17 protein-coding genes are annotated in these 18744 nt (G+C 36.0%); 14 read left to right on the forward strand and 3 right to left on the reverse strand.

Annotated features, from left to right (window positions below):
• Positions 1-19 precede the first annotated feature (19 nt).
• The 3 genes from LN051_RS04695 (at position 20) to LN051_RS04705 (ending at position 2477) form a co-directional block, all read left to right on the forward strand.
• The gene (locus LN051_RS04695) at positions 20-847 is read left to right on the forward strand and encodes an alpha/beta fold hydrolase (protein ID WP_229293398.1); all 828 of its coding nucleotides are present in this window, start codon (positions 20-22) and stop codon (positions 845-847) included.
• A gap of 121 nt (positions 848-968) precedes the next feature.
• Positions 969-1925 (forward strand): L-lactate dehydrogenase, encoded by a 957-nt coding sequence (locus LN051_RS04700; protein ID WP_229293399.1) that lies wholly within the window; start codon positions 969-971, stop codon positions 1923-1925.
• 141 nt (positions 1926-2066) lie between these two features.
• Entirely contained in the window at positions 2067-2477 is a 411-nt protein-coding gene (locus tag LN051_RS04705) for a transcriptional regulator, SarA/Rot family (protein ID WP_229293400.1), read from the forward strand.
• Positions 2478-3233: 756 nt separating this feature from the next.
• On the opposite strand, the gene mnmM is transcribed toward LN051_RS04705, so the two are convergent.
• Positions 3234-3794: a tRNA 5-(aminomethyl)-2-thiouridylate-methyltransferase MnmM gene (gene mnmM, locus LN051_RS04710; protein ID WP_229293401.1), complete on the reverse strand. Its 561-nt coding sequence runs from the start codon at positions 3792-3794 to the stop codon at positions 3234-3236.
• Positions 3791-4750: a tRNA modification radical SAM protein MnmL/YtqA gene (gene mnmL / locus LN051_RS04715; protein ID WP_229293402.1), complete on the reverse strand. Its 960-nt coding sequence runs from the start codon at positions 4748-4750 to the stop codon at positions 3791-3793. Before mnmL ends, mnmM begins: the two co-directional genes overlap by 4 nt.
• Before the next feature lie 112 nt (positions 4751-4862).
• Between mnmL and LN051_RS04720 the strand changes: the two genes are divergently transcribed.
• The 3 genes from LN051_RS04720 (at position 4863) to LN051_RS04730 (ending at position 9126) form a co-directional block, all read left to right on the forward strand.
• The gene (locus LN051_RS04720) at positions 4863-6044 is read left to right on the forward strand and encodes an MDR family MFS transporter (protein ID WP_229293403.1); all 1182 of its coding nucleotides are present in this window, start codon (positions 4863-4865) and stop codon (positions 6042-6044) included.
• A 309-nt stretch (positions 6045-6353) separates the two neighbouring features.
• Complete coding sequence (gene leuS, locus LN051_RS04725; RefSeq protein ID WP_229293404.1) at positions 6354-8792, forward strand: leucine--tRNA ligase; 2439 nt, start codon at positions 6354-6356, stop codon at positions 8790-8792.
• Between the two features lie 22 nt (positions 8793-8814).
• Complete coding sequence (locus LN051_RS04730) at positions 8815-9126, forward strand: rhodanese-like domain-containing protein (RefSeq protein WP_229293405.1); 312 nt, start codon at positions 8815-8817, stop codon at positions 9124-9126.
• A 46-nt stretch (positions 9127-9172) separates the two neighbouring features.
• Here LN051_RS04730 and LN051_RS04735 read toward each other — a convergent pair whose 3' ends face one another.
• Positions 9173-10435 (reverse strand): BaiN/RdsA family NAD(P)/FAD-dependent oxidoreductase, encoded by a 1263-nt coding sequence (locus tag LN051_RS04735; protein WP_229293406.1) that lies wholly within the window; start codon positions 10433-10435, stop codon positions 9173-9175.
• Positions 10436-10551: 116 nt separating this feature from the next.
• On the opposite strand from LN051_RS04735, the gene LN051_RS04740 reads away from it, so the two are divergent.
• The 8 genes from LN051_RS04740 (at position 10552) to LN051_RS04775 (ending at position 18699) form a co-directional block, all read left to right on the forward strand.
• Positions 10552-12192 carry a putative polysaccharide biosynthesis protein gene (locus LN051_RS04740; RefSeq protein ID WP_229293407.1) on the forward strand — a complete coding sequence of 547 codons (1641 nt, stop codon included), beginning with the start codon at positions 10552-10554 and terminating at the stop codon, positions 12190-12192.
• Positions 12192-12905 (forward strand): pseudouridine synthase, encoded by a 714-nt coding sequence (locus LN051_RS04745; RefSeq protein ID WP_229293408.1) that lies wholly within the window; start codon positions 12192-12194, stop codon positions 12903-12905. The genes LN051_RS04740 and LN051_RS04745 overlap by 1 nt, the downstream gene beginning before the upstream one ends.
• Positions 12906-13030: 125 nt before the next feature.
• Entirely contained in the window at positions 13031-13456 is a 426-nt protein-coding gene (locus tag LN051_RS04750; protein ID WP_229293409.1) for a YtxH domain-containing protein, read from the forward strand.
• A gap of 355 nt (positions 13457-13811) precedes the next feature.
• Positions 13812-15221, forward strand: coding sequence for a dipeptidase PepV (gene pepV / locus LN051_RS04755; protein WP_229293410.1), 1410 nt, complete (start codon positions 13812-13814; stop codon positions 15219-15221).
• Between the two features lies 1 nt (position 15222).
• Entirely contained in the window at positions 15223-16071 is an 849-nt protein-coding gene (gene dat, locus LN051_RS04760; protein WP_229293411.1) for a D-amino-acid transaminase, read from the forward strand.
• 223 nt (positions 16072-16294) lie between these two features.
• Positions 16295-17086 (forward strand): phosphotransferase family protein, encoded by a 792-nt coding sequence (locus tag LN051_RS04765; RefSeq protein WP_229293412.1) that lies wholly within the window; start codon positions 16295-16297, stop codon positions 17084-17086.
• 14 nt (positions 17087-17100) lie between these two features.
• A complete protein-coding gene (gene trmB, locus LN051_RS04770; RefSeq protein ID WP_229293413.1) occupies positions 17101-17766 on the forward strand; it encodes a tRNA (guanosine(46)-N7)-methyltransferase TrmB in 666 nt (221 codons plus the stop codon).
• Between the two features lie 105 nt (positions 17767-17871).
• Positions 17872-18699, forward strand: coding sequence for a YtnP family quorum-quenching lactonase (locus tag LN051_RS04775; RefSeq protein WP_229293414.1), 828 nt, complete (start codon positions 17872-17874; stop codon positions 18697-18699).
• Positions 18700-18744 lie beyond the last annotated feature (45 nt).

Raw genomic sequence — 18744 nt, forward strand, 5'->3', positions numbered from 1 at the left:
ATAGGAAGGAACATGCAATATGTGGAAATGGGAAACAGAAACTGAAGCAAAAGGTGTTATTGTCATTATACATAACATGTTAGAACATACTGGACGTTACGCCTATGTGATTACGCATTTACGCAGAAATGGTTACCATGTCATCATGGGTGATTTGCCAGGACAAGGTCAAAGTTCGAGAACTAAAAAAGGACATTTTGAAAGCTTTGATGTGTATCAAGAACGCGTCTTGGAATGGATGCAGATTGCTGAGGAATATCATTTACCGACATTTATTATTGGTGTGGGCTTAGGCGGTCTCATTGCTGTAAATCTTTTAGAAAAAGTTGATTTATCTATCGAAGGTTTAGTGCTTTTATCACCATTGTTTGCTTTTCATGCTTCAACACAAGCACGTAAGCATGCTTTGACTTCACATGTCGGGGATGTTTCAAAAAGTGCGAAATTTGAACTAGGTATAGACATAGAAAAGTTAACATCTTATCCTGAAGTGCAAGAAGAGACGATGAATGACGCCCTAATGCTAAAAAAAGTAAGCTATCATTGGTATAAACAAGTGGCACAATCTATGAAAAAAACCATGGAACATATCGATAAAATGAAAACGTATCCTATGTGTGTGATGTATGGTACTGAAGATACAGTTTCGGACGTGCAAATGACGCAACAATTTATACATCGTCGCATGGGACAAGAATTATATTACAAGTCGTGGACTGGTTTAGTTCATGAAATTCATAATGAGCCTGAGCGTGAAGCCGTGATGCGGTATGTTTTAAGTTTTTTAAACAATCGCATCTATACTGCAGGTTTTGTAGTTGAAGATCAAGAAACGATAGATAAGTAGATGTAGTAAAATACTACACTAAATATTGCAAAACAAGTGAAAGCATGATAAATTAATAATGTGAAAAAAATCACAATATAAACAAAAATTTTAAGTACTTCATCGATAGGAGCGGTTCAGTATGACAAAGAAAAGTAATAAAGTAGTATTAGTTGGTAATGGTGCTGTAGGTGCGAGTTATGCATTTACAATGGTCAGTCAAGGGATAGCAGATGAGTTAGCTATCATTGATATCAATGAAGATAAAGTACTTGGTGATGTGTTAGATTTAAACCATGGTGCACCTTACGCAATGTCTCCTGTAAAAGTAAAGGCAGGTAAGTACGAAGAATGTGGCGACGCTGACTTAATTGTTATTTGTGCAGGCGCACCTCAAAAAGTAGGGGAAACGCGTCTGGATTTAGTTGAGAAGAATGCCAAAATTTATAAAGACATTATTACTTCAATTATGGATAGTGGTTTTGATGGTATCTTCTTGATTGCAGCGAACCCTGTAGATATTCTCACATATGTAACGTTAAAATATTCAGGTTTACCTAAACATAAAGTTATTGGTTCAGGTACGATTTTAGATACAGCACGTTTTAAACATTTATTAAGTGAAGCATTTGATGTAGCACCGAATAGTGTTCATGCTAGCATTATTGGGGAGCATGGAGATTCAGAAGTGCCAGTATGGTCAAGCGCTACTGTTGCGGGTGTTTCACTATATGATGCATTAAAAAATAATCCAGAAAAAAGTCACTTAATTGAAGATATTTACGTACAAACACGTGATGCAGCATACGAAATTATTAAAGCCAAAGGTGCAACTTACTACGGAGTTGCAATGGGATTGATGCATATTTCTAAAGCAATCTTACGCAATCAAAATGTAGTATTAACCGTTTCAAGTTATTTAGAAGGTGAATATGGACACGAAGGTGTTTATACAGGAGTACCAACTGTTGTTAACGGCGAAGGAGCGGTTCGTGTTATTGAAACGCCACTTAATGAAGAAGAAACAGAAAAATTTGCAAAATCTGTTAAAGTTTTAAAAGATATGCAAGATTCAATTGATTACTTATTTGAAAAATAATTCCCGATACTAATTGTTAAATTTTAGTGTTACATGCATTACTTGTTGAAAGAACTAAATGATTAAACTTCTAAAAAATAGGGTAATGATGTCATAATAATATAAAAGGATAACAGGTTAATCTATAATGGGGGCTTAATCATGTCAAACAAACCGAAATATGAAGTTAGTGATATCGTTCTTTTAGACAATTTACAAAAAGAAGTCGAATGTATTTTTGATGAAATTGAAAAACAGTATGGCCTGTCTAAAGAAGAATTTTTAATTCTATTGACGCTATGGGATAAAGGTTCGATGGCATTGAAAGAGATGGATCAATACGTTAAAGTTAAAGCATATAAACGTACGCGAACATTTAACAATTTAGTTGAAAAGAAATGGATTATAAAAGAAAGACCTTCAGACGATGAACGTACCGTCATCATTCATTTTAATGAGGACAAAGTACAAGATAAACAAGAATTGATTAATTTCACATGTACGCAAATAGAGGCGCGTCAAGAAAGCTTAAAACGTCAACTCGACTCTATTATTAATGGTTGTAAGTTATAACAGTGTAGTTTAAAAGATTAACAATTGATTTTCGTTTTATATTACTTAATATAAGAGCCAGGGCACTATGATGTCCTGGCTTGTTTTTGTGGTTCTTCATTTTTTATGGTGGGATGACATAAGTCATCCTGCTTTTTTGTAAGAAAATAGCGCAAATGCCTCAATAATTTTAAGTGACCAAAGAAAAAAGCAACCCCACTCTTCAATAGTGAAATTGCTTAAATAGATTGCGTACCGAGTCGAGACTCCCGAGGCATAGAGCCGAAACCGAAAATCCGGGAGAGATACAGAAATCACATAACATTGATTTCGTAGTATCTCCCCCGCAACTATGCCTAGGGGCTGGGACAACGAAATCAAATAGATTTCTGTCCCGCATTTAATGAGAGAATAACAGTTAAAAAGTCACAGTAGCTGTCTGGATTGAAACTTCGCTTACTAGCTCCTTTCAATCCTAGTCAGCCTTGTGGGGGTGGGACAACGAAATCAAATAGATTTCTGTCCCACTCCCAGTCATAGACTGCGTTGAAAAGGAACACCTGCTTACTTATGTTCGCATGTGTACTGAACACGTATATCATTACATTCAAACGTGTTCATTCAGAGGTAAGGCGCCTGGGAAAGCGAGATTCGAAGAAGCAATTGGAAGTTTGCGGCTTAATTATTATAGATACATAACCACCATATAAAGTGTACAGTCGTTTTTGTTTAGTTGTTCTGTAACTATAATGCTTCACATATATCGACATGTTAAGGCTACCTTTTTTCTATGCCGATAATATATGGAGGATTGTTTTGTTGATTGATAAATTCATATTTTAATATATGAGCCTGTTGTTGATCAAAGTTTATAAAATATTCCATTAAGGTTTGGCTTTCTTCAAACCCTTCTGGATGACCTGGATAAACTGCGAGTACGATAATGCCATCTGTTCTTAACAATTTGAAAATTTTCTCAATGGCTTGAATGGTGTTTTCCGCAGTGGTCACTATAGATTTATCTCCTTTAGGTAAATAACCTAAATTAAAAAGAGCAGCATCAATGTGTTGGCGATGTACTGTATTGATATTATCGGTTACTGTTTCATGACCAGTTTGTAAAAGCGTAACATTGGTAAAATCTTTAATTTTATCTTGCGTATTTTCGATAGCTTGTTGTTGAATGTCACAAGCATAGACGTGACCATTTGGAACAGCTTCAGCTAGAAAAAGCGTGTCATGTCCATTGCCGCATGTTGCGTCTATAACAACGCTCTCTTCATTGATATGTGACGTAATTAAAGATTTGGCGAAAGGGAGGATGCGTTGTACTTTCATGAAAAAGTCGCCCTTTGTAATGTATATTTTTTGCCTTGCATAGAGCCTCTTTTTTCAAGCTCTTTATCGATATCATTTAAAACTTCCCATTTATTAACGCTCCACATCGGACCTACTAACAAGTCGATAGGACCATCACCAGTGATACGATGTACAATCATAGATGGAGGCAATAGTTCGAGTTGATCGCAAACCAAATTAATATATTGTTCTTTCGTCATGAATTCAAGCAATCCTTTTTCATATTGCTTTACCATCGGTGTTCCTTTAAGTAAATGGAGCAAATGAATTTTGATGCCTTGAACATCCATTTGTGCCACAGTTTGTGCAGTCTCCATCATCATTTGATAATTTTCTCCGGGTAATCCATTAATAATGTGTGTACATACATTGATATTATACTTTCTCAATTTTTGAACACCTTCATAATAACAAGCCATATCATGCGCACGATTAATAAGGTCAGAGGTTTCTTGGTGTATCGTTTGTAAACCAAGTTCTACCCATAAGTAGGTACGTTCGTTCAATTCTGCTAAATAGTCCACAACATCATCTGGTAAACAATCAGGGCGCGTTCCAATGGATAAACCAATGACACCATCTTCGCTTAAAGCAGCTTCAAATTTTTCGCGCAATACTTCTACAGGTGCATGGGTATTTGTAAAAGCTTGGAAATAAGCAATATATTGACCTTCATGCCATTTTTCATGCATTTGATTTTTAATTTTTTTGAATTGAACGTTAATCGCATCTGCACGATTACCAGCAAAGTCACCACTTCCGGCAGCCGAACAAAATGTGCAACCTCCGTATGCGGCAGTGCCATCTCGGTTTGGGCAGTCAAAACCACCATCTAATGCAACTTTAAATATTTTTTGACCAAAACGATTTTTAAGATGATAATTTAAAGTGTGGTATCGTTTGTCTTCAAAAGCATAGGGGAAATATTTGCCCATGTGTTGCAACTTCCTTTCTTTAATTCAATGTATTTCAAGATTTTAACATATTTTAACGATGACGTGTTATAGTGAATGAATATAGAGAAATAATTAAAGAGGTGTCGAACATATGAAAATGCCGAAAGAAATATGGTGGCTCGTGATTGGAATGGCAATTAACATCACAGGTGCCAGTTTTTTATGGCCGCTCAACACCATTTATATGAATGAGGTACTTGGTAAATCGTTAAGTACTGCGGGTGTTGTTTTGATGGTAAATGCTTTTGGTATGGTCGCTGGAAATTTAATCGGAGGTACATTGTTTGATCGTTTAGGTGGGTATCGCACGATAATGTTAGGAACATGGATCAGTTTATTTGCAACAGCAGGATTAAACTTTTTTCATGGTTGGCCTTGGTATCCACTATGGCTTGTTATTTTAGGTTTCGGTGGCGGAATGATTGTCCCAGCGATTTATGCAATGGCGGGGGCGGTATGGCCTAGAGGTGGGCGTCAAACGTTTAATGCGATTTATTTAGCACAAAATATTGGTGTTGCTGTCGGGGCAGCTCTAAGTGGATTTGTTGCGGAAATGAGTTTTAATTATATCTTTCTCGCTAATTTAATGATGTATGTTGCGTTTTTCCTTATTGCTTTATTTAATTTTAAAATGGAGTATCATGCAACAGTGAAAACAGCTGAGACGATTGAAGGTATGACACATGTGCAAAATAAAAAACATTTTACAGCATTAATGCTCATTTGTGTCATGTTTGCGATATGTTGGATTGCTTATGTACAGTGGCAAACTACAATTGCATCATTCACTCAAGAAATTGGCATCTCGATGAGCCAGTATAGTTTGCTATGGACAGTCAATGGTGCGCTTATTTTACTCGGCCAACCTTTAATTTTACCGATTATCCAACTGCTTAAAGGACAATTGAAAAAGCAACTTTATGTTGGTGTCTTTGTTTTTATCGTTTCCTTTTTTGTGACAAGTTTTGCTGAAAGCTTTTCAATGTTTGTCGTAGGTATGGTCATTATGACTTTTGCAGAAATGTTTGTTTGGCCGGCAGTTCCTACAATCGCAAATGCGCTTTCTCCAAAAGGAAGAGAGGGCGTTTATCAAGGCATCGTTAACTCAGCATCTACTGTAGGTAAAGCATTCGGACCACTGATAGGAGGCATACTTGTAGATATATTTAATATGCAAGTTATGTTTTTATTTATGATTGGTTTATTGTTCGTATCAATAGGTTTTCTGTCGATTTTCGACCGACGAATTGATAAAAAAATGCTTTATCGCTAAGTTATCTTATAAACTTGCATAAAATCTTTAAATTTCATATGATAGTAATGAATATACTGTGTGACTATAAAACACAACAACATGGGTTTGTCGCATTTTTGAAAGGTGACAAGTCAAGGAGTAGTAACTTTTTCATATTTCTAAAGAGAGTTAGTGGTGGTGCAAACTAACGTAATATAAGAAGTGAACTTGCCGACATTATAATTCAATTCGATGACATCTCAATCCATTATGTAATGAAGTGCACTAAAGTGAACCAGGGTGGTACCGCGGCAAAAGTCGTCCCTGCTTAAACATAATTGAATTGGGATGTTTTTTAAATTAGGAGGAAAACTTGTGAATTACAATCATCAAGAAATTGAAAAAAAGTGGCAGAATTATTGGCTAGAAAATAAAACATTTAAAACGAAAGATAACTTAGGTCAAAAGAAATTTTATGCGCTTGACATGTTTCCGTATCCTTCTGGTGCAGGACTACATGTAGGGCATCCAGAAGGGTATACTGCTACAGATATCGTATCACGATATAAACGTATGCAAGGATATAACGTTCTTCACCCGATGGGATGGGATGCTTTCGGCTTGCCAGCAGAGCAATATGCTTTAGATACGGGTAATAGTCCAGCTGAGTTCACTAAGAGAAATATTCAAACTTTTAAACGTCAAATTCAAGAATTAGGCTTTAGTTATGATTGGGATCGTGAAGTAAGTACAACAGATCCAGAATATTACAAATGGACGCAATGGATATTTATTCAACTGTATAAAAAAGGTCTTGCTTATATTGATGAAGTGCCAGTTAACTGGTGTGAAGCGTTAGGTACAGTTTTATCTAATGAAGAAGTGGTTGATGGGGTATCTGAACGTGGTGGACACCCAGTTGTGCGTCGTCCAATGAAACAATGGGTTTTAAAAATTACAGCTTATGCAGACCGTCTTTTAGAAGATTTGGACGATTTAGATTGGCCTGAATCTCTTAAAGATATGCAACGCAATTGGATTGGACGTTCTGAAGGTGCAAAAGTGAATTTCAACTTGGAGCAATCAGATGCAACCATTGAAGTATTTACTACACGTCCAGATACAATTTACGGCGCAACATTTTTAGTATTGAGCCCTGAACATGCCTTAGTAGATGAAATTACTACCGAAGCACAAAAAGAGAAAATTAAAGTTTATCAAACGGAAGCGGCTAAAAAATCAGATTTAGAGCGTACGGATCTTGCGAAAGAAAAATCGGGCGTCTTTACTGGTGCTTATGCGATTCATCCTTTATCTGGTGAACGTATCCCTATTTGGATTGCTGACTATGTGCTTTCTACGTATGGAACAGGTGCAGTCATGGCTGTTCCTGGTCATGATGAGCGTGACTATGAATTTGCAGAAGTGTTCAATTTGCCAGTTCAACATGTTATTGAAGGTGACTTGACGAATGGCGTCTTTACTGGAGACGGTACACATATTCATTCCAACGAATTAAATGGGTTAAATAATACAGAAGCCATTGCCAAAGCAATTGAAATTTTAGAATCAAAAGGATGCGGCGAAAAGAAAGTAAATTATAAATTGCGTGATTGGCTCTTTAGTCGTCAGCGTTATTGGGGAGAGCCAATTCCAATCATACATTGGGAAAATGGCACGGTGACAACAGTTCCAGAAAATGAATTACCGCTATTGTTACCTAAGACGGATGAAATTAAGCCATCAGGCACTGGCGAATCACCATTAGCGAATATAGACGATTTCGTAAATGTGACTGATCCTGAAACGGGCATGAAAGGACGTCGCGAAACGAACACGATGCCGCAATGGGCAGGAAGTTGTTGGTACTACTTGCGTTACATCGATCCTAATAATGATCAAATGCTTGCAGATCCAGAAAAGTTAAAGCATTGGTTGCCTGTTGATTTATATATTGGTGGCGTAGAACACGCTGTGTTACATTTATTGTACGCTCGCTTCTGGCACAAAGTGCTTTATGATATTGGTGTAGTTCCTACAAAAGAACCATTCCAAAAGTTATTCAACCAAGGCATGATTCTTGGTGAAGGTAACGAAAAAATGAGTAAATCTAAAGGTAATGTAGTCAATCCTGATGATATTGTGGCGTCACATGGTGCTGACACATTACGATTGTATGAAATGTTTATGGGACCTCTAGATGCTTCGATTGCTTGGAGTGAAAATGGCTTGGATGGTTCACGCCGCTTTTTAGACCGTGTATGGCGTTTGCTTGTGACTGAAGCTCATACGTTAAGTGCGAAAGTGGTTGATGAAGAAACACCTGAATTGCAAAAATCGTATCATCAAACAGTTAAGAAAGTAACTGAGGATTTTGAAACATTAAACTTCAATACGGCGATCAGTCAATTAATGGTTTTCATAAATGACTGTTACAAAGCGGAAAAAATCAATAAGTCTTTTGTAGAAGGCTTTGTGAAAATGTTAGCGCCAATTGCGCCACATATCGGTGAAGAATTGTGGTCAATTCTTGGTCACGAAAGCACAATCACATATCAACCATGGCCAAGTTACGATGAAAAGTTACTTGAAGGGGATACAGTTGAAATAGTAGTTCAAGTAAATGGTAAAGTACGTGCCAAATTAGAAATTGCTAAAAATGCTTCTAAAGAAGAAATGGAACACTTTGCGCTTGAAAACGACAATATTAAGCAAGCAATTGAAGGCAAAGATATTAAAAAAGTAATTGCTGTACCACAAAAGTTAGTAAATATCGTTGCCAAATAATAAATGAAAGGATGTTTCAAAAATGAAGGAAATAACTACAGAGGAATTAAAATCTTTGTTATTGAGTCATGATCGTGTCAATGTGGTAGACGTACGTGAGGACGAAGAAGTTGAGATGGGTATGATTCCCGATGCGAAACATATACCTATGAATGAAATTCCGAATCATTTAAATGAGTTTAATCAAAAAGAAACATACTATATTGTTTGTGCCGGTGGCGTTAGAAGTGCCAAAGTAGTGGACTATTTAAATGATCAAGATATCGATGCTGTCAATGTTGAAGGTGGCATGAGAGCATGGGGCGATGAAGGTTTAGAATATAAAAGAATTTAAATTTAAAGACGTGGCGTGCATTGGCATCGCCACGTCTTTTATAACTTTATTCCGCGTGAAAACCGGCAAAGTAGCCTGCAACATAGCCAGTAACTAAGGCGCTTGTAATATTGTAGCCTCCGGTATAGCCGTGTATATCTAAAACTTCGCCACATAAGAAAAGCCCTGGTGTCAGTTTGGATTCCATAGTTGAAGGTGTGATTTCTTTAATAGAGACGCCGCCTCCCGTGACAAATGCTTTATCAAGGGGTAAAGTACCATTAACGAGAAATGTAAAATTTTTCAACAAATGTACGAATTGATTCAATTGATGTGAAGCCAAGTGATGGAAAGTTGTTTCAAGATTGATATCAGCTTTTTGAATAATGAAGTTTAAATAACGTTCTTCAATCAGACCATGCAAACTATTTTTAATCTTTTTATCCGGTGCTTTTTCGAACATTTTTTGAACTTTTAGTTTTAGGTCAGCTTCAGTCAAATTTGGAAACACATCTAAGTGCATCGTAATAGATTGCTGATTTTGACTTTTTTGTTCATAATAAATGAATTGACTACATCTAAGAGCGGCAGGACCGCTAATTCCGAAATGAGTAAAAAGCATATCCATTTGATGTGTAATGCGTTTTTTACCATTTTTCTTCAGTACAGAAAGCGCTACATTTTTTAAGCTTAAACCTTTAAGTACTTGCTTTTTTATGAAAGGCTCAGAAGATTTTATAGGCACTTCTGTAGGAAAGAGTGGGGTAATACTATGACCAAATTGTTTTGCGAATCGGTAACCATCACCTGTAGAACCAGTTTGTGGCACGCTCGTACCACCTGTAGCGATAATTAATGTTTTCGCAGTATATTTCGTTTGATTTTGTGTGACGACTTCAAATAGATTGTTTTCGATTTTATAAGCTGTCGTTACGGTCGTTTCTTCTTTAATCGTTACATGTTGCTTTTTTAATGTTTGCGTAAGTGCATTGAGCACATCTTCGGATTGGTTGCTGACTGGAAACATTCTGCCGTGATCTTCTTCTTTTAAAGGGACACCACGTGATTCAAAAAATTCGATAATAGACGTATTGTCAAAAATGGAAAATGGACTATATAAAAATTTACCGTTTCCAGGAATGTGCTTAATAATTTCACTATATGGCAGCCGGTTTGTAACGTTACATCGGCCGCCGCCTGAAATTTTAAGTTTACGGCCGAGCCCTTTTTTCTTTTCAATAAGCAATACGCGTTGGCCCTGTTCACTGGCAGATATGGCTGCCATTAAACCACTAGGGCCACCACCTATGACAATTGTTTGATAGCACATAGAATGATTTCTCCTTCGTTTTGATATAACGATTTTAACATATTGCGTTTATGTGTATAATGACCGTATTATGTTATAATAAATTTTTGAAATCAGTAGGTTAGGTAGGTTGAGCTATGAGTGAAAATAAAGAATTAGTGAGAGGGACCTTTCTTCTAACAATTAGCATTCTTATTACTAAAATTTTAGGGATTATATATATCATTCCTTTCTACAAAATTATAGGCGGTGCTGATAATTTAGCGCCATTTAACTATGCTTATGGTCCTTATAATATTGCGATTGCTGTAGCCACTGCTGGTGTACCATTAGCAGCTTCTAAGTACGTCGCAAAATATAATACACTCGGAGCATATCGAGTGAGTCAAAAATTATACAAATCAAGTTTTATCGTAATGAGTATAACAGGTGTCATTGGCTTTTTAGTTTTATATTTCATGTCACCTACCATCGCTTCTATTACAATCGCTAATCATTCCAATGAAGCAGAAGGATGGACGGTTGACCAAATCACATCCATTATTCGTACGATTAGTTTTGTAGTGATATTCATCCCATTACTAGCCACATGGAGAGGTGTATTCCAAGGATATAAATCTATGGGGCCAACCGCTTTATCTGAAGTGACTGAACAGATTGCGCGTATTCTATTCATTTTAGTCGGAAGTTACATTGTATTAAATGTAGCGAATGGCTCGGTACTATTTGCGAATGGGATTGCCACATTTGGTGCAGCCATTGGTGCAATTGCAGGGCTGTTAACACTTTGGTGGTATTGGATTAAACGCAGACCACATATTCAAAAAATGGTTGAATCTGATATGACTGGGATTGACGTCTCTTATGGCAAAATGTATAAAGAAATTATTTCGTATAGTATCCCATTCGTTATTGTAAGTTTAAACTTCCCATTATTTATTATTGTGGATCAATTAACGCACAACAATGCGCTTAATATTGCAGGTTTTGCGCCGCGTTTACAGGATACGTTTTTTACGATGCTTAATATGACTACAAATAAAATTGTAATGATACCAACATCTTTAGCAGCAGGTTTTGCAATTAGTTTAATTCCTTATATTACAAAAACGTATGAGTCAGGGGATTATCACGAAATGCATAAGCAAATTCGCACATCGTTAGGTGTATTGATGTACATTACAGTGCCAGCGAGTTTGGGAATTATGGCTTTAGCCGTTCCTCTATATACCGTATTTTATGAATTTAGTTATGACGGAAGTAGACTATTATTCTTTTATGCACCAGCTGCCATTCTAATTTCTTTATTAAGTGTGACGGCATCAATGCTTCAAGGGATTAATAAACAAAAGCTTACAGTGTTTATCGTTGTTGGATCAGTGTTAATCAAATTTATTTTAAATACGCCTTTAATTGTTGTATTTCATACAGCAGGCGCTATTTTAAGCACATGCATCGCTCTAACATTTGCCATAGTTTGTAATCTGTTTGTATTGAAGAAATATGCACATTTTAAATTTGAAGACACTATTTTTGATGTTTGTAAAATCTTACTGTTTGGTTTCATTATGATGATTGCAGTAGAAATTACGTATTTCATAATTCAACTACTCGTTACGCCTACTACACAGTGGGGCGCCCTCATTATCACGATAATTTGCGTTATCGTTGGTGGTTTATTCTATGGTGCTATGACAATGCGCACAAGGCTAGCGGATAAGTTTTTAGGCGAGTTGCCAAATAAAATACGCCGTAAGTTAGGACTGAACTTTCTATAATGAGAATTGATAAATTTTTATCTCAAATGGGTGTAGGTTCACGATCTGAAGTTAAACTTTTGCTCAAAAAAGGCAAAATCAAATTGAACGATACAATTGTAAAATCGCCAAAGTTACAAATTAATCCGAATAGTGACCGCTTATCGGTGGATGATCAATTGATTGCATATGAGCCTTATGTATATTTAATGTTGCATAAACCTAAAGGTGTGATTTCTGCAACGGAAGATGATGCGCATCGTACAATTATAGATTTAATTAAGGAGTATGCACATTTAAATCTTTTTCCAGTTGGCAGATTAGACAAAGATACAGAAGGATTATTATTAATTACCAATGATGGGCAATTTAACCATCAACTTATGAGTCCAAACCACCATGTACCAAAAACGTATTATGTTGAAACGCTAAACCCTATCGAAGACTCAGCTATAGCATGTTTTAAAGACGGTGTGATTTTAAAAGAAGGCAAGCTAAAACCAGCAGAACTACAAATTTTAAATACGAAGGCAGCTTATGTAACAATTACAGAAGGTAAATTTCATCAAATTAAACGTATGTTTCATGCGGTAAATAATGAAGTCACTTATCTAAAACGTATTAAAATCGCTGATTTGACCTTAGATAATAATCTAAAACTAGGTGAATATCGAAAATTGAAACCTGAAGAATTTAGTTTATTAGGTTTAGCTTTTAATGAGGATGAAATATAAATGGCTTAAATCGTATTGGATGTCGATGACTTTGTCTATTTGAAATGCATGCATAAATTGATTTAAAATGTTTATAAAATATCATAATGGGTATGGTATTGTTAGAATTCAAAGAGGTGATTAAAATGGCGAAATCAACAAATCTATTAAAAGCAATCATCGGTATCGGTGGTGCAGCATTAGCGGTTGTTTTATCAAAAAAACAAAATCGCGATGCTTTGAAACAAGAAATTGATAAATACAAAGAAGATCCAGAAAGTTATAAACAAAATGCACGCGAAAAAGTATCTAATGTAGGTGCATTAGCAACAGAAGAACTTAATAAAGTAAAAGCTGATCCAAAAGCGTACGTTAATGAAGCTAAGCAAGATCCAAAAGCATTCTTAAACGATAAAAAAGAACAATTTACGCAAGGTAGTAGCGATGCCTCACACGATAATGCAAGAGAAGCAGCATTTGATGCTGAAGGCGGCGGAGACCCGTCTAACAATTTACGTGTAGTCACAGAAGAAGATTTAAAAAATAATAAAAATAGCGGTACTGACAAATAATAAAAAGAAGTTATTGGAAGGGGCTAGGACATTTCTATGTCCCAGCCTCTTTTCGCTTTGTAGAAGCATATCTAGCACTTTTAATGTGGATTAGGACACTGTTCCCCAATTTTCGTAAGGACTCATTCGTTACACCCTATCTATAAAATGTGATTGACGAATTTAAAGTGATTTTGTTGTGCGTCTTAAGAGATAAGGTATTGAGCTGAATTTAAATCACTTTACATAACGCAATCGAATCCTCGACAAACATTGTTTTCAGAAAAATCAAAACAATGTTTTAGGGTTCTGCTGTTGTTTATGATCCAAATCGTGTAAAATAGGAGACATCAAACACAAAAGGAAGATGATCAACATGTGGAGAGAAAAAGTACGTGAATATGAAACGGCAATCGTTGAAGATTTAAAAGGACTACTTGCGATTAAATCAGTCCGTGATGATGCAAATGCATCTGAAGAGATGCCAGTAGGCCCTGGCCCTAAAGAGGCTTTGGAGTATATGTATACTTTAGCTAAACGTGACGGATTTACGACCTTTGACACAGATCATATTGCTGGCCGAATTGAGGCGGGCAAAGGCGAAGAATTATTTGGTATTTTAGGACATGTAGATGTTGTACCTGCAGGCGATGGATGGGATTCTGATCCATTTTCTCCAGTAGTTACTGAAGATCGTATTATTGCGCGTGGCACATTAGATGATAAAGGTCCAACAATCGCGGCATACTACGCAGTGAAAATTTTAAATGATATGAATGTAGATTGGAAAAAGCGTATACATATTATTATCGGTACAGATGAAGAGTCAGATTGGTTATGTACAGATCGCTATTTTAAAACAGAAGAAATGCCTTCAATTGGAATTGCGCCTGACGCTGAATTTCCATTAATTCATGGGGAAAAAGGGATTACAACATTTGATATTAAACAAACAAAAAGTGTCGCTGATGATGACGAACCAGAAGTAGAATTGCTGCGCTTTGAATCTGGTGAGCGTTATAACATGGTGCCTGACTTTGCTGAAGCGAATTTATTAGTGAAAGAAAATATGACAGATTGCATTCAACGTTTTGAAGCATTTTTATCAGAGCATACTTTAAAAGGACATCATGAAGTAGATAGTGGTGTATTAAAATTATGTGTTGAAGGTAAGGCAGTACACGGTATGGATCCGTCTATCGGTGTGAACGCTGGTTTATATTTAACACACTTTTTAAACACTTTAAAATTAGATCAAAATGCTAAAAATTGGGTGCAGTTAAGCGATACGTATTTATTTGATTCTCATTTTGGAGAAAAGATGGGTATGCGTTTTCATACGGATGCTATGGGTAGCTTAACAACGAACATTGGTGTGATTCAATATCAGAAAGATACTGGTGGAAAGTTTGGTATTAATTTAAGATACCCAGAAGGATTTGAATTTGAAAAAGTGATTCAAGAATTTACAAATGAAATAAATCCACTAGGTTTTGAGTTGAACGTGGGTAAAGTTCAAACACCACATTTTGTAAATCCTGACGACCCATTTGTTCAAAAACTATTAACTGCTTACCGTAACCAGACAGGTGACATGCGTGAATCATTTACTATTGGTGGTGGAACGTATGCACGTAACCTTGAAAAAGGTGTTGCATTTGGTGCGATGTTTGAGGATTCTGAAGATTTAATGCATCAAAAAAATGAATATATTACGAAAAAGCAGCTTTTTGACGCGACAAGCATTTATTTAGAAGCAATTCACTCTATATGTGTGGAGGAATAATATGACAAAAGTATTATTAAATGAATCATTTGTAGAAGAACAAGAAGCTAAAGTTGCATTTAATGATAGAGGATATAACTTTGGTGATGGCATTTATGAATACGTTCGCATTTATAATCATAAGCTCTTTACAGCTAAAGAACATTTCGAGCGTCTTTTACGTAGTGCTAGTGAAATTGGATTAGAACTCAATCATACGGTTGAATCACTAACATCACTCGTGCGTGAGCTTGCGCAAGTAAATGACGTTTCAAATGGCGGTGTATACATTCAAGTGACACGAGGCGTTGCGCCACGTGATCATGCTTTTCCAACGCCAGAAGTCACTCCTGTTTTAACTGGATTTGTAAAAGCATATGACAGACCTTATCAAAAGCTTGAAGAGGGCGTTTTTGCGGTTACAACTGAAGATATTCGTTGGTTACGTTGTGATATTAAAAGTTTAAATTTATTAGGTAACGTATTAGCGAAGGAATATGCCGCAAAATACAATGCTGAAGAAGCGATACAACATCGCGGTGATACGGTAACAGAAGGTGCATCTAGTAACGTTTATGCGGTAAAAGACGATGTCGTATACACACATCCAGCTAACAATTATATTTTAAATGGTATTACACGCAGAGTTATACAATGGGTATGCGAAGATGAAAACATCGAATTTAAGGAAGAAGCTTTTTCAGTAGACTTTTTGAAGAATGCAGATGAGGTCATCATTTCAAGTACCTCTGCTGAAGTTATGCCAATAGTAAAAATTGATGGTGAAGATGTAGCAGATGGCAAAGTAGGAGACATCACACGTCGCTTACAAGCCGGATTTGAGAAATATATTCAATCCCACTCTGAATAAAGAGACTTATTAAGTTGAAATACTTTGTTTTAGGATGGGTTTGAAAATAGAAAAAAGTGAACTTTAGTGTCTCATTTTTGGTTGAAAAATTAGTGTATTAATTATAAAATCTTTATTGAGTGCTAAATGAGAAAACGAACGTACACGAAGTAAAAATGTTATTAATATGGCTCTTGAATACCTTTCTAGAGCCTTTTCTCTTTGAAAGTGAGGTGAACGTGTTGTGGAGCAGTTCTATCAATTAGGTTGGACACTCGATTCAGCTGGTGGCGCATCAGGTGAAGCGTATATGGCAGAACAAGATGGTCAAAAATTGTTTTTGAAACGTAATTCCAATCCTTTTATAGCAGCTTTATCTGCAGAAGGAATTGTGCCTAAGCTTGTTTGGACAAAAAGAATAGAGACAGGTGAAGTAGTAACGGCGCAACATTGGAAAAACGGACGAGAACTAGAAGCTGATGAGATGAATCAACATCGAGTTGCTCACTTATTGAAAAAAATTCATCAATCACGCCCACTTTTAACAATGTTAAAGCGTATGGAAATGGAGCCAATTACACCGGAAATTATGCTGAATAAAATTAATGCTTCGCTATCAAGTGATGTGTTGACGCATCATATTATTCGTCATGCGCTAACATATTTAGAATCGCATGTTCCTGAATATGATTCTCGTTTTTATACCGTCGTACATGGAGATGTTAACCACAACAATTGGTTATTATCTGATAAAAATGAACTCTTTTTAGTTGATTGGGAAGGTGCAATGATTGCTGATCCAGCAATCGATATTGGAATGCTCTTATACAATTACGTTCCAAAAAATGAGTGGTCGTCATGGTTTGATATTTACGAAGTTAAAGAAACGATGAATTTAAAAAAACGTATGAAATGGTATACAGTGATTCAATCTATTGGTATGGTCCAGTGGAATGAAGAACATAAACGATTTAAGGACATGAATACATGGCTCAAATTTTTGCATGCAGTGATGAAGAGTGATGTATTTATATAAGGAGACTATGAATCATGAGAATGCGAAATAAACCATGGGCTGAGACGTATCTTAGAGAACATGTAGATATTGTTGATTTGGATTGTGATCACAAACAACAAGTAGCTATGTGGTTTGAAAAAAAGCAACCTATTCATATTGAAATAGGATCTGGTATGGGAAAATATATTACGACGCTCGCTGCACAAAATCCTGATATTAATTATATTGCGATTGAGCGTGATAAAAACGTAATGATTCGAGTTTTAGATAAAGTCCTTGAACACAATTTAAAGAATATTAAATTGTTATGTAATGATGCTGTTGTACTAACAGATTACTTTTTACCTCATGAAATCAACAGAATTTATTTGAACTTTTCTGACCCTTGGCCAAAAACGAGACACGCCAAACGCCGGCTTACGAATCATCGCTTTTTAGAAATTTATAAGCAAATTTTAGAGCGAGATGGTGAAATTCATTTTAAAACGGATAACCGCGGTTTATATGCGTACAGTCTAGAAAGTATGTCTCAGTTTGGTATGTATTTTACTAAAATCAACCTCAATCTTCATCAAGAGGATGAAGGGGATAATATCCCAACGGAATATGAACATAAATTTTCTGAAAAAGGCTCACGTATTTATCGTATGGAAGCCAAATTTCATCACAACTTTGAACATAAAATGAACAAAGATTAAAGATACAATATTAGGTTTTACATAGTTAAAAGTGAGATACTGAGATCAAATGAACATGGTTTGATTCGTGTCTCGCTTTTTTATTTTAACGAAGGAGTGAAAAATATGAAGGTAGGGGCTTTTGAAATTATTGCTTTGAATGGGGGGCAGACGCAAATGGATGGCGGAGCAATATTTGGCGTCGTTCCGAAACCGTTATGGTCAAAAAAATATCCAGTGAATGAAAACAATCAAGTGCCACTTGTCACACATCCATTGCTTATTCGAACAGGAGATAAAAATATTATCATCGATACTGGAATTGGAAGAGGGAAACTTTCAGAAAAACAAATTAGAAATTATGGTGTAACTGAAGAAAGCAAAATAGGAGAAGCGCTAGCCAAACAGCATCTTACTGTAGAAGACATTGATCTTGTTTTAATGACACATATGCACTTCGATCATGCGACAGGTCTAACCGATAGTGAAGGCAAAGCTATATTTCCTAATGCATGGCATTATGTTCAACAAGATGAATGGCATGAGTTTATCAGTCCAAATATAAGAAGTAAAGCCACGTATTGGACACAAAATAGAGGCACATATGAATCGAAACTTATTTTATTTGAAGATGAGATTGAACCATATCCAGGGATTAAAATGAAACATACGGGAGGACATAGCTTTGGACATTGTATTATTGAATTTCAAAGTGAAGGTGAAAAAGCGGTTCATATGGCGGATATTTTATCGACAACTGCTCATATTAACCCGTTATGGGTTACAGCATACGATGACTATCCTATGCAATCTATCCGTGAAAAAGAACGTTTAACACGGCAATATGCGGCTGAAGGATATTGGATTTTGTTTTATCATGATGTCTCACACTTAGCGATTAAATTAACAGAAGATGGTAAGCACATCATGTCTTCCATTAAAAGAGATGAATGAATAAAACGGTTTTTTCAATGTAGTGAAAGCTAAAAGTAGGATACT

It is taken from the genome of Staphylococcus ratti (assembly GCF_020883535.1).
In the GTDB taxonomy this organism is placed as follows: Bacteria; Bacillota; Bacilli; order Staphylococcales; family Staphylococcaceae; genus Staphylococcus; species Staphylococcus ratti.